General features: G+C 29.6%; 9 protein-coding genes. 4 read left to right on the top strand and 5 right to left on the bottom strand.

All coding sequences use genetic code 11. The features are described 5' to 3' along the window. Positions 1–15: 15 nt before the first annotated feature. The 4 genes from GFV01_RS01420 to GFV01_RS01405 all read left to right on the top strand — a co-directional run bounded on the left by GFV01_RS01420 (position 16) and on the right by GFV01_RS01405 (position 5,671). Complete coding sequence (locus GFV01_RS01420) at positions 16–1,044, top strand: rod shape-determining protein (RefSeq protein WP_055425343.1); 1,029 nt, start codon at positions 16–18, stop codon at positions 1,042–1,044. A gap of 28 nt (positions 1,045–1,072) precedes the next feature. Further along, positions 1,073–1,900 (top strand): rod shape-determining protein MreC, encoded by an 828-nt coding sequence (gene mreC / locus GFV01_RS01415; protein WP_160564284.1) that lies wholly within the window; start codon positions 1,073–1,075, stop codon positions 1,898–1,900. Positions 1,901–2,414: 514 nt separating this feature from the next. After that, the gene (locus GFV01_RS01410) at positions 2,415–4,433 is read left to right on the top strand and encodes a penicillin-binding transpeptidase domain-containing protein (RefSeq protein ID WP_370513719.1); all 2,019 of its coding nucleotides are present in this window, start codon (positions 2,415–2,417) and stop codon (positions 4,431–4,433) included. Positions 4,434–4,435: 2 nt separating this feature from the next. After that, positions 4,436–5,671 carry a M50 family metallopeptidase gene (locus tag GFV01_RS01405; RefSeq protein WP_160564282.1) on the top strand — a complete coding sequence of 412 codons (1,236 nt, stop codon included), beginning with the start codon at positions 4,436–4,438 and terminating at the stop codon, positions 5,669–5,671. A 13-nt stretch (positions 5,672–5,684) separates the two neighbouring features. Here GFV01_RS01405 and recG read toward each other — a convergent pair whose 3' ends face one another. The 5 genes from recG to clpX form a co-directional block, all read right to left on the bottom strand. Further along, positions 5,685–7,787 (bottom strand): ATP-dependent DNA helicase RecG, encoded by a 2,103-nt coding sequence (gene recG, locus GFV01_RS01400; RefSeq protein WP_160564280.1) that lies wholly within the window; start codon positions 7,785–7,787, stop codon positions 5,685–5,687. A 132-nt stretch (positions 7,788–7,919) separates the two neighbouring features. Beyond that, positions 7,920–9,239 (bottom strand): TlpA disulfide reductase family protein, encoded by a 1,320-nt coding sequence (locus GFV01_RS01395; protein ID WP_160564278.1) that lies wholly within the window; start codon positions 9,237–9,239, stop codon positions 7,920–7,922. Positions 9,240–9,291: 52 nt separating this feature from the next. Further along, entirely contained in the window at positions 9,292–9,540 is a 249-nt protein-coding gene (locus GFV01_RS01390) for a hypothetical protein (protein ID WP_160557084.1), read from the bottom strand. A gap of 14 nt (positions 9,541–9,554) precedes the next feature. Continuing rightward, positions 9,555–11,528, bottom strand: coding sequence for a T9SS type A sorting domain-containing protein (locus GFV01_RS01385; protein WP_160564276.1), 1,974 nt, complete (start codon positions 11,526–11,528; stop codon positions 9,555–9,557). A 101-nt stretch (positions 11,529–11,629) separates the two neighbouring features. After that, entirely contained in the window at positions 11,630–12,826 is a 1,197-nt protein-coding gene (gene clpX, locus GFV01_RS01380) for an ATP-dependent Clp protease ATP-binding subunit ClpX (RefSeq protein WP_160564274.1), read from the bottom strand. Positions 12,827–12,906: the final 80 nt, after the last annotated feature.

Genomic DNA, 12,906 nt, shown 5'->3' with positions numbered 1-12,906 from the left:
TTATTTAAAAGTTAAATGGGATTATTTGATTTTCTTACACAAGAAATAGCAATTGATTTGGGTACAGCAAATACCCTAATCATTCATAATAATAAAGTAGTAGTAGACAGTCCTTCTATAGTAGCTATAGATAGAAGGACCATGAAGCCTATTGCAGTCGGAGAGATAGCTAAGCAAATGCAGGGGAAAACGCATGATGATATAAAAACTATTAGACCTCTAAAAGATGGTGTAATAGCTGATTTTGGCGCGTCCGAGCATATGATCAGGGAATTTATAAAACAAATTCCGGGAATAAAAGGAAAAATTTTTAATCCTTCATTGAGGATGGTTATTTGTATTCCTTCAGGTATTACAGAAGTTGAAAAAAGAGCAGTAAAAGATTCTGCAGCTAAAGTAAATGCTAAGGATGTAAAATTAATTTATGAGCCTATGGCTGCAGCCATAGGGGTTGGTATTGATGTTACACAGCCTAAAGGTAATATGATTATAGACATAGGGGGAGGAACTACTGAAATAGCAGTTATAGCTTTGGGAGGAATTGTTTGTGATAACTCTATTAAAATTGCAGGAGACGTATTTAATAATGATATCTTATATTATTTAAGAACTCATCATAATTTGTTTATCGGAGAAAAAACAGCAGAACACATTAAAATGGAGGTAGGTTCAGGACTTGAAGAACTGGATAATCCGCCTGAAGATCTACCAGTTCAAGGTAGAGATTTAATTACCGGTAAACCTAAAGAAATTATGGTTAATTATAAAGAAATGGCCAGAGCTCTAGATAAATCAATTTTAAGAATCGAAGATGCTATCATGGAAACTTTATCAAGAACACCTCCGGAATTATCTGCAGATATCTATAATACCGGTATATATTTAGCAGGAGGAGGGGCTTTACTTAGAGGTCTCGATCAAAGAATAGGAAGGAAAACAGGGTTACCTGTTTTCATAGCTGACGATCCATTGAGAGCAGTTGTGAGAGGTACTGGAATTGCACTAAAAAATATTGAAAAATTTGAGAATTTTTTAATCAAATAATAAATTATTCTTAAGATAAAACTTATTAATGTCTGTATTGATAAATTTTCTATCAAAAAATAGTAGATTCCTGCTATTTCTATTTTTGCAGATATTAGCTCTTTTTTTTACGTTTAACAGAAATGTTTATCATAATTCGATACTAGAAGAAAAAATAATTTCATTCACCGGTTATGTAGATTCTAAAATATCTTATTTAACGTACTATATAAATCTCAAAAAGGAAAATGAACGTCTAATAGAAGAGAATAAAGAATATAGAAATAAATTTCTAGGAAAAACGGGAAAAATTAAGCCTGAGTTTTTTGCTATGTTAGATTCTACAAAATATAAGCAAAAATATTATTATACAACTGCTGATATAATATCAAACTCAATTACAAGGTCAAATAATTATTTAATTATAGATCGAGGGACAGATCAAGGTGTGAGTCCGGAAATGGGCGTTGTTACCTCAACCGGAGTTGTAGGAATGATTATCAATTGTACGAAGAATTATTCCAAAGTTATTTCCATTCTTAATAGGAATACCAGGATAAATGCCAGATTAAAATCAAGTAAATATTACGGTACATTATTATGGCAGGGAGAAGATCCCAGAATCATGCATTTATCAGATATACCTAAATATGTAGGTGTAAAGATAGGAGATACTATTGAGACGGATGGAAAATCTAAAATATATCCTGAAGGTATATTAATTGGAAGAGTGAGCAGTAAATCCATAGATGAGGAGACCGGTAATTGGAATATTTCAATTGAATTATTTCAAGATATGGGAAATATACAAAAAGTATATGTAGTGGATAAACTGGATAGAGAAGAAATTAAAAGTTTGAAAGATTCTATAAATTAATAATGCTTAACAGATACACATTAATAAATCTCATCTTAATTCCCATCTTACTATTATTGCAAGTTTTTGTATTTAATAACATCTATTTTTTCCATAAATATAATCCTATCATATATATTATTTGGATCATTTTTTATCCATATGACAAATCTTTTAATTATCTGTTTCTAATTTTTTCATTCCTTTTGGGATTTGGAATTGATTGTTTTATGGACACCGGAGGCGTTAATGCTTTCTCATCCGTATTAATTTCTTATATAAGAAATACAGTACTTCGATATATCTCAGATTTAGATCGAGAAATGAAAATATTAAACTTTTCAGATTTAAATTTCCTTCAATTACTATCGTATATAATAATAATTATATTAATTCATCATTTAAGTCTTTTTATTTTAGAAAGTTTTAAAATATCTATGATATTAGATGTAATAGAAGACGCTCTTATAACATCAGTATTTTCATTTTTATTTATCATTATAATTTACGCTTTCTTTAAAAATAAGATTGGATAGTGAAAAAATTTCAGATTATAATAGGGGTGTTGATTTTCTTAGCGTTACTGTTTATCGCGCGTATATCCTACCTACAATTATTTACAGAAAAATATAAGCTTAACGCAGCAAATACTTCAATAAAAGCAGAATATCAAATTCCATTACGGGGATATATAATGGACAGAAACGGTAAAATATTAGTAGGAAATACTCCTTCCTATGAGTTAACTTTTACCCAATCCCAGATGGAAAAAAATTTTGATACCTTAGGTTTTTGCAAATTAGTTAATATTTCGAAAGCTGATTTTATAAAAAAAATCAAAAGTATCAAATCAAATAAGAAAATTTATAATAACCTGGTTCCTATGACCTTTATGAAAGGTCTGACTAGTGAAGATTTAGCCAGAATACAAGAAAAACTTTTTAAATATAATGCATTTTCAATTGTTCGAACTCCTGAAAGAAATTACTTGGTCCATTCAGCAGGAAACATATTGGGTTATATTAATGAAGTTAATGAAAAGTATATAAAATCTGATTCGTCCTATTACATGCCCGGTAATTTAGCTGGTATGACAGGAGTAGAAAAATCGTATGAAAAATATTTACGAGGAATAAAAGGAATTAAGTATATACAAAAAGACAGAAGATTAAGAAGTATAGGCTCATATAAGGATGGAGAGTATGACCAACAAATGCATAGTGGTAAAGATATAACACTCTCAATTGACTATGATTTACAAAATCTGGCAGAAAAATTGTTAGTTAATAAAAGAGGCGGTATCGTTGCTTTAGATCCCAATAATGGAGAAATATTGGTTATGGCCTCAGCTCCTGTTATTGATCCGTCAGTATTTGTAGGAAGAGATAAGAATAAACATATATATGCTCTTCAAATGGATTCAATGAATAAGCCAATGTTTGATCGAGCGGCTCAAGCAGCATATCCTCCAGGATCTACTTTTAAATTGATAAATGGTTTAGCTGCTTTACAAATGGGAGTAATAGATGAAAAAACAACCTTTATATGTAAACATGGTTTTCATTATGGAAACAGGAAGATAGGTTGCCACTGTGGATATTTTTATACTCCTATAGCTATGGATAAAGCTATTCAAAAATCATGCAATAATTTCTTTGCAGAGGCTTACGTAAGAATACTTAACAAGTATCCGGGTAACATTGAAAAAAGCATTGATGAATGGAGTGATATAGTTAAAAGTTTTGCCGTCGGCGAATTTATGCATAATGATTTAGCAGTGGGAAGTAGAGGAAACATTCCGGATGCAAATTATTATAATAGGCGTTACGGAAAGGATAAATGGAATATCTATACTATAATTTCTAATTCAATAGGACAAGGTGAAGTTTTGGCAACTCCATTACAAATCGCAAATTATACGGCTGTTATTGCCAACAGAGGATTTTTTTACACCCCTCATATTGTAAAAGCTATAGATGGAAAACCGGTAACAGATCCTCAATTTACTGTACCCAAACAAGTAAAAGTCGAGAAAAAATATTTTGATATTGTTAATAAGGGAATGAGTATGGTAGTTTTGTCGGGTACGGGTCATAGGATTTTTACCAATACATTTAGTCAGGAAGGAAAAACAGGTACCTCGCAAAATCCTCATGGAAAAGATCATTCCATATTTGTTTTAATAGCTCCCGTAGATAAACCAAAAATAGCAATTGCTGTAGTCGTTGAAAATGGAGGTTTTGGAGCCACTTATGCCGGACCCATGGCCTCTCTACTTGCAGAAAAATATCTTACCGGAACCATTGAAAGAAAATCAATGGAGGAAAGCATCATAAAATCTGATTTCAGTAATGAATATTTGAGACAATGGAACGATTATTTAAAAAGAACAGGAAAATATGTTCCAAATAATTTACCTCAAGCGTTAAAAGATAGTATAAATAAGATCAATTCGAATAAAAAACTATCCTTAAAAGAAAAGCAACGATTAATACAAAATATAATTAATCAGGGAGAAGCAGCTAAAAAATTAGATAATTTTATTGGTGATTAAAAATGAATAAAATTTTTAGGGGAGTAGATGGTTTAATGTTATTTTTATATTTGCTTATAGCCTTATTTGGTATCGCAAATATATATAGCGTTGATAGTTCCAGTGGTACTAAACAATTCATCTGGCTGTTAATATCTTTAACAGTAGGAACTTCAACCTTTCTTGTTCGTCCTAAATTTTTTGAGAATTTTGCGGGCTTATTTTACTTATTTGGCTTATGTCTACTTACCGGTGTTTTATTGTTTGGAAGCTATGTTAACGGAGCTAAAGCCTGGTATCGAATTGGAGGTTTCAGTTTACAACCGGTAGAATTAGCTAAAATTTCCACAGCATTAATGTTAGCTAATTACGTAGATTCCCCTAATTTTAATATTAAAAATAATCAATCATTAGGAATTGCATTTCTAATTATATTTATTCCCATAGTATTAATTTTGCTGCAACCCGATGTTGGATCCATTTTAGTATTTACTGCTTATTTTATCGCATTATATAGAGAAGGAATGACGGGATGGTTGTTTATCATTGGTTTTTATTTTGCGATTTTATTTCTGACTTCCATCTGGGTTCCATCATGGATCGTTATTTTAATATTAACACTTTTACTGTTTCTATTATTATTCTTGCTTAGAAAGAAAATTAAATGGAATCAACACTTTAACATTTTATTTATCATAGTATTTGTACTAATATCAAGTGTTATAAGTATATCCTCACCGTTTATATTCGAGCATTTACCTAAGCATCAAAAAGAAAGAATATTAGTACTATACGAAGGAGAAAAAAAGTACAGAGATACCGCAGGATATAATTTGCTTTATTCTAAAACAGCCATAGGATCGGGAGGTTTCTGGGGTAAAGGATATAAACAAGGTAGTGTTACAGCAGGTAAATTTGTGCCGGAGCAACAAACAGACTATATATTTTGTACAGTGGGTGAAGAATGGGGATTTATAGGATGTACCCTATTGATCGGGCTTTATACTTGTTTAATAGCAAGAATATATTATTTGGCAGAAACACAGAAAAGCGCATTCTCCAGAGTTATGGGATATTCATTAGCTTCCATATTATTTATGCATTTTTTAATTAATATAGGAATGGTAATAGGATTGTTTCCAACCGTAGGAATCCCATTACCTTTCTTTAGCTATGGGGGCAGTTCACTATTAGGATTTTCCTTATTTATTTTTATATTCTTGCGCTTGAATTATTCTGACAAAAATAGTCTTATCTAGATACCCTTTAGTATTAACTAATTTTTGACCATTTGATTTTATTCTTATGATATCTTAAAAAGAATTTTCTTATAGCTTGATTTTTTTCCTTTGTAAGATCAGGATCATCTTGTAATAAATGATCTACACATGATTTAGATAATGATACTATTACCTTATCATGAATCAAATCTGTTTTTTTAAAATCAATGGTACCGCTTTGCTGAGTTCCTAAAATATTACCGGGTCCTCTTAATTCCAAATCCACTTCAGATATTCTAAATCCGTCGTTTGTTTCACACATTGTTTTAATCCTTTTATGAGCATCATTCGATAGCTCTGATTTGGTCATCAAAATACAATATGATTGTTCAGCACCTCTACCCACTCTTCCTCTCAATTGATGCAACTGAGATAATCCGAATTTCTCTGCACTTTCAATAACCATGACACTTGCATTCGGAACATTTACGCCCACCTCAATAACAGTAGTGGCAATCATAATTTGCGTCTGATTATTGATAAATCGTTGCATTTCATATTCTTTATCCGCAGGTTTCATTTTCCCGTGTACGATGCTTATTTGATAATCAGGCATTGGGAAATCTCTGACTATACTTTCATATCCATCCATAAGATCTTTATAATCAAGAGTTTCACTTTCTTCTATAAGGGGATATACAATATATACTTGTCTGCCTTTTTTAATTTCATTTTTCAGAAAACCAAAAACGGATAGCCTGTTTGAATCTGTTCTATGATAGGTTTTAATTTCTTTTCTGCCACTTGGTAATTCATCAATTATAGATACATCCAAATCACTATAATAACTCATGGCCAATGTTCTCGGTATAGGAGTAGCTGTCATCACTAATATATGAGGAGGTATCGAATTTTTTCCCCATAATCGAGAGCGTTGTTCAACCCCAAACCGATGTTGTTCATCAATTATAGCTAAACCTAAATTTTTAAATTGTACTTTTTCTTCAAGTAAAGCATGTGTACCCACCAATATATTTATTTTTCCCGACAGTAATTCTTGATGAATTAGTTTTCTTTCCGAGGTCGAAGTTGATCCCGTTAATAACTGTACAGAAATATTCATTTCATCAACCAATTCACAAATGCTTTTATAATGTTGAACGGCTAAAATTTCGGTGGGAGCAATCATACAAGCTTGAAATCCATTATCAATAGCTAAAAGCATGCATAAGAGAGCGACCATCGTCTTTCCACTGCCTACATCACCTTGCAATAACCTATTCATTTGAATATTTCGGCTAAGGTCTTTACGAATTTCTTTAATTACTTTTTTTTGAGCATTTGTTAATTGGAACGGAAGATGAAAATTATAAAATTCATTAAAATGATGTCCGACAATAGAAAAAGGATTTCCTAAATTTATACGTTGTCTATGAATTTTTTGTAGTCCAAAACCAAGTTGAAAAAAAAACATTTCTTCAAATTTCAACCTGTATTCGGCCTGTTGTAATTCAACGTAAGAATTTGGAAAATGAATTTGTTGATAAGCATTTTTACGAGAAATTAACTTATAATTTACTAAAATTTCTTGCGATAAGTTTTCCTCTATTTGATCATCAATAGCGACTAAAATTTCCCTAATTGATTTTTTAAAAAAACGTTGATTGACCCCTCTTTTTTGTAATTTTTCCGAGTTTGAATAAATTGGTTCTAAAACTATAGGAGCTAGTTTTGCATCATTCATTTTTTCAATTTCCGGATGCGCAAGGGTTAATTTTCCATTAAAAGCATTTACTTTACCAAATATTAAAACTTCTTCATGTAAGGGAATGCTTTTTACTAACCAATTCGTTACATTGAACCATATAAGTTCTAATTTTCCGGTACTATCTTCAAATATAGCGGTTAATCTGCTTTTCTTGTTAAAAGTAGTTTCTTTTAAAGATATTATTTTACCTCTTAATTGAATTTCTGCTGAAGAAGAGCCTAGTTGATTTACTTTATAAATTTTACTTTTATCCACATATCTAAAAGGAAAATAATTAAGTAAATCCTCACATGAGTGTATATTAAGCTGTTTTTTTAATAAGTTCGCTTTTTCAGTTCCTATACCTTTAACATATTCAATAGAAGATTGAAGATATAATGCACTCATATTACAAAATTAAGAAACTGATCTTACTATAACTAGCAATAGAGATATAAATTAATTGAAATTTACTATTTAAAGAAAACACATAAGAAGGGAATATTTCCCTTCTTATGTAAAAGTATATATTTGGGTATCTTATTTAATTAAATTATTGATATCAGATATTTTAGAAGTAATTTTTAAAATTTTATTTTTTTGATCTACTAAAATTAGTGTAGGGGTACCGGTTATATTTAGTTCTTTTACAAATTTACTATCCCAGTATATTAAATCTGAATCGTTTAACCATGAAGTTTCTTTTATGGCATTTTGCCAATCCTCTTTATTGTAATCAACAGAAAGGGCTATAATTTCACCACCCGATTTTTTAAAATTTTCGTAAAACTGTTTAACATATGGCATTTCTTGTTGGCAATGACTACACCAAGAAGCCCATACCATAATTAATTTATATTTAGTTTTAATGTCATATAAATACGTATACTTATCGTTTAATTTATGCGTAAATTTTATGTTTGGAATTATTTTTCCTTCCTTTATAGAATTATTGTCTTGAATTGTTTTTTTAAGTTCCGCACTTATTTCGCATGTTAGTGATTCTGCTCTTTTCATATATTTATCAGTAAGATTTACTAAACCATATCCATTTAGAAAATTAATAGTTGCGGATAATATCTCTTGTCCCCTGCTTGTATCTTCACCAACTTCATCCAATAAAACTTCTATAGCTTTATCAATTTTATTTTCCCAATCTTTTTGAGAAGAGGCTCCCATTGCAGACAGTTTAAAATAATTATATAAAAGCGATTTACCTACACCGGAAGTTTCAAATTCTTGTCCGGCATTTTTAAAATGATCTAAAATTAAATTTTTATTTGAAATAGCATCGCCGTTTCCTATTTCAGTGTTTTTAATTAGATCTGAAGTTTTTAAATAATAGGATAAAAATGGGAATTCAGAAATATCAGGTTCATTCATTTCAGATATTCTTTGAATTTCATTTTTTAAGGGTAAATAAAAATCATCTTTAGAATTATAATAAAAATTCATATTTTGTAATTGAGGAAGAATTGAATTTTTTTTAATATCATAATTTAGATAATTTTGATAACGGTCATTAATTTGATTACCTGGTATATTTATAATAAATTCATCATTTGCAGTAATTGATGCGCTAAAGTCTATATCGGTATTATTAGAAATGAAAATGTAATTCTTTTTGGCATCCAGTAATGAAATTTCAATTATACCGGAATAGTTATCTTTAACAGGAATTGAAAAAGATCCATTTGAATTTGTAGTTATATTTCCTATTAAAATATCATCAAATGCTCTATCTATTTTTACTAATATTCTTTTATTAGGATAATTGGCAATAGTACCTTTAAAAGTGAATTGGGCTTGAGCTATTAAGTTTAATAGAACTAATAAGAATGTAATTGAAATTTTTTTCATAAAAAAAGCCTTGTTATTTATTTAACAAGGCTAATTTATGAAATTAAAATCTTTATATAGATTTAATTCTTTTCTTTTTAAAAATATAAAATATTAAAAGTATAGCACTTATTAATAAAAATGGTACTATAAAATTTATTGGAGTAGTTGTGTGTGGTTCACCAATACCTATATATGCTTGGACTTCTCCTTCAGGTACAGGTGGAACCTCATTAGTTTCAACTACAACTTGTAATAAATTATAGGCATAAGTAAAATTATATATGATGACTATAAATATTATGGAAAATAATTTTTTCATATTAATGTACTTTATTATTTAACTATTTTTTTAGTTATTTTTTCGCCAGTAATCGAATTAGTTACAACTATAACGTACAAAGATGAGGATGTAGTATGAATAGGTAGTAAATAATCATTTTGGGTATTAATATTTTTTTCTGTCGAAATTAACTGACCTAAAACGTTAAATATATTAACTTCTGCTTTACTCCAATTTTGGTCAAAGTGAATTTTATATTCGTTTCCGGTCTTATAAATTGTTGTTAAACTATTTAAAGTATTAATGTCTTCATTTCCTAAAGTGCCAGGTTCTTTCCAAAATATTTCAAATCTGTCATTAGTTGATTCATTAATTGTTACAGAATATGAAAAATTAGAATCAATTTCTTTAATAACATTCAAATCTTTATCGTGAAAATAAAATCTCGCATTAGGATTATCAAAATTTGTTTGACCTTTTTTTAATGCATTCATATTCAACCTAAGGTCAGATTTAAATGTAAATTGTTTACCTCTGTCTTCTTTAAGAACATTTATTCCTACTGGCACAGCGATCCTAGAAGCGTTATCTGTATTTATAACATTAATGTATAACTTGGTATCCTCATATCCAGCTTGTTTTCCTCCATTAGGAGATTCTGGTATAGTATAAATATTAGTTTCATAAATAATATTATCACTATTTTTGGCCTCCCATTGATTAGTATTTCCAGTTATTAAGTCAGCACCCGCAGCAATAAATGTATTACCATAAAAGGTTTTTCCAGAAAATAGTTCAAGATTTAATTGATATTTATCTGTATTTACTGGTTTTATACTATATTCTTTAATGTCTCCCTTATTATATTCGTATTTTGATTGACTAAACGTTTGAATGTCAGAATTATATAGATTAATGTTTACATCATCTGTATTGGTCTTTATAAAAAAGTTAGTCATCGGAGGAATAATTGTAATAGAATCACCACCCACCGGACTTCCATTTTTATAAGTACGCAATTGCATTTTCTGTTTATATCTAGTTATTCCATCGTCAACTACATTTGTTATAGGACCTTCACTGCCAAGACCTATAATATATTGTGAATTATTTTTAACTAATACATCAAGATTTATATTAGATGTATAAGGATTAACTAAGTGCAACATTCTATCAGCATAATATGCATTATCTAGAATTTGGTCATTAGTATTATTATCAAAAGTTATATTTGTAACGAAAGGGTCAGATAAATATGTCCAATAGTAAATACCATATTCATTTTCTCTATTATTTCCAATTTTACGACCACTTGCAACTCTATTGCTAACATGTACAGACAAATCAGAAGTTGAAGCTATATTTCCATCAGCTGGTTTGGTTCCTGCCACATAAGGAATTCCAGTAAATGATAAAGGATTATTAAAATTTGATCCCTTATCAAATTTTGCTTTTTTAAATGCATAATAATTTCCGGGAACAAAATTTTCACCTTTTTGAAAAGGATCAAATCTAAAATATTCCTCTCTCCATTTAAATACAGGGTGTTTAGCCCAATTTTTACTGTTTCTACAATTATTGTTTACATCAGCTCTGTAACAAATAAGATCGGGTATACCGGATGTTGAAGTAGAGTTTGTAATATTTTGATAGAATTGATCATATGTATAATTAACAAATGGAGTACCAAAGAGTATTTGACCAGACCCATCATCAAAAATTTGTTTTTGAATAGTTATTTTACCAGAAGCACTTTTATTACTTGCAATAATTAATTGACCGTAATGTTGCTCGTCTATGTAAGTGAGAACAAATTTGTCTGGAAGGGCATTATTTTTAAGAGTACCTTCAGATATTTTTATATCACCTTTATTAGTAAATACATCCGAACTATTATCTATGGTTATATCTCCAGTACTAAATAATTTCGTTCCTGGACTCACAAAGAACTTTGCACCACTCGTTGTGGTTATTTGTGAATTGCTTGCAATACAACCCAATACAAAAAGCAAGGGTATAAATTTCATTTTCATTTATTAAGCATTTATTAGTTAAATTTATTTATTAAATATAATATATACTAGTAGTGCAAATATAAATAAAAATATTATTCGCAAGTCTTTTTTTTTTATTTTATTGATTTGTGTTTCGTTAACGCAACAAATTTATCCATATCTATAAGTAAATCTCCGTTATAATTGTCAATATCATAACTAATTTTAGAAAATAGGTTTTCAGAGATGCTTCGCAACCCTCTTGCCCCTAAACCTAAAATTCTGGTTTCTTTTACAATTTCTTTTAATACGTCATCGGTAATTGAAAGGTTGATTCCATCTAATTTAAATAGAGCCTGATATTGTTTAATTATTGCATTTTTAGGTTTAGTAAGAATTTGTAACATAGCCTCATCATCCAATGGCTCTAAATTAGTTATTACAGGGAATCTTCCTAATAGTTCGGGAATAAGTCCAAACGTTTTTAAATCGGTAGCATTTACCTGAGATAAAATGTGTTCTACTTCAAGTGTTTTTTCATCCGTTTTGCTAAAACCTATCGTGTTTTTATTTAACCTGTTAGAAATAATTTTATCAATACCTGAAAAAGCCCCCCCTGCAATAAATAAAATATTTTGTGTATTTACTTGAATGTATTTTTGATCGGGATGTTTTCTGCCTCCTTGAGGAGGAACATTAATAATACTTCCTTCTAAAAGTTTTAATAAAGCTTGTTGCACTCCTTCCCCGGAAACGTCGCGGGTTATACTTGGATTATCGCTTTTTCGACTAATTTTATCTATTTCATCTATAAAGACTATACCTTGTTCAGCCTTTTCAACGTTATAATCAGCAGCTTGTAATAATCGACTTAATATACTTTCAACATCTTCACCCACGTATCCGGCTTCTGTTAAAACAGTTGCATCAACTATAGTAAAAGGAACATCCAAAAGTTTAGCAATTGATTTGGCAATTAGAGTTTTTCCGGTTCCTGTTTCACCAACCATCAATATGTTGGATTTTTCAATTTCAACCTCCCTGTCAACGTCTAAAGAATGTGCTAACCTTTTATAATGATTGTAAACGGAAACAGATAACGTTTTTTTTGCGTTTTCTTGACCTATTACGTATTGATCTAAAAATTCTTTTATTTCTTTAGGTTTTCTTACTTGCAATTCAAAATTGCTGTCGTCTTTAAAATTTTCTTCCTGTATAACAATGTTATGTGCTTGTTCAATACAATCATTGCATATATGTCCGTGAAGTCCGGCAATTAATAGTTGAACTTCAGATTTTTTTCTTCCGCAAAAAGTACATTTTTGTTCCATAAGCTTTAATAAAGCTGATATTAATTTAAAATTCAGGTTTCAAAATTAATTTATTAATTAAAATTGAAACCCGAAAAATA

Origin of the sequence: Apibacter sp. B2912, from assembly GCF_009827835.1 — a bacterium.
In the GTDB taxonomy this organism is placed as follows: Bacteria; Bacteroidota; Bacteroidia; order Flavobacteriales; family Weeksellaceae; genus Apibacter.
The sequence above is the reverse complement of the archived record's forward strand: the minus strand, read 5'-3'. Positions and strand labels throughout refer to the sequence as shown.

Bases quoted from the DNA above. Each gene is read 5' to 3' on its own strand.
- GFV01_RS01385 (WP_160564276.1), bottom strand. From the start codon at position 11,528: ATGAAATTTATACCCTTGCTTTTTGTATTGGGTTGTATTGCAAGCAAT.
- GFV01_RS01405 (WP_160564282.1), top strand. From the start codon at position 4,436: ATGAATAAAATTTTTAGGGGAGTAGATGGTTTAATGTTATTTTTATAT.
- GFV01_RS01395 (WP_160564278.1), bottom strand. From the start codon at position 9,239: ATGAAAAAAATTTCAATTACATTCTTATTAGTTCTATTAAACTTAATA.
- GFV01_RS01390 (WP_160557084.1), bottom strand. From the start codon at position 9,540: ATGAAAAAATTATTTTCCATAATATTTATAGTCATCATATATAATTTT.
- recG (WP_160564280.1), bottom strand. From the start codon at position 7,787: ATGAGTGCATTATATCTTCAATCTTCTATTGAATATGTTAAAGGTATA.
- clpX (WP_160564274.1), bottom strand. From the start codon at position 12,826: ATGGAACAAAAATGTACTTTTTGCGGAAGAAAAAAATCTGAAGTTCAA.
- GFV01_RS01420 (WP_055425343.1), top strand. From the start codon at position 16: ATGGGATTATTTGATTTTCTTACACAAGAAATAGCAATTGATTTGGGT.
- mreC (WP_160564284.1), top strand. From the start codon at position 1,073: ATGTCTGTATTGATAAATTTTCTATCAAAAAATAGTAGATTCCTGCTA.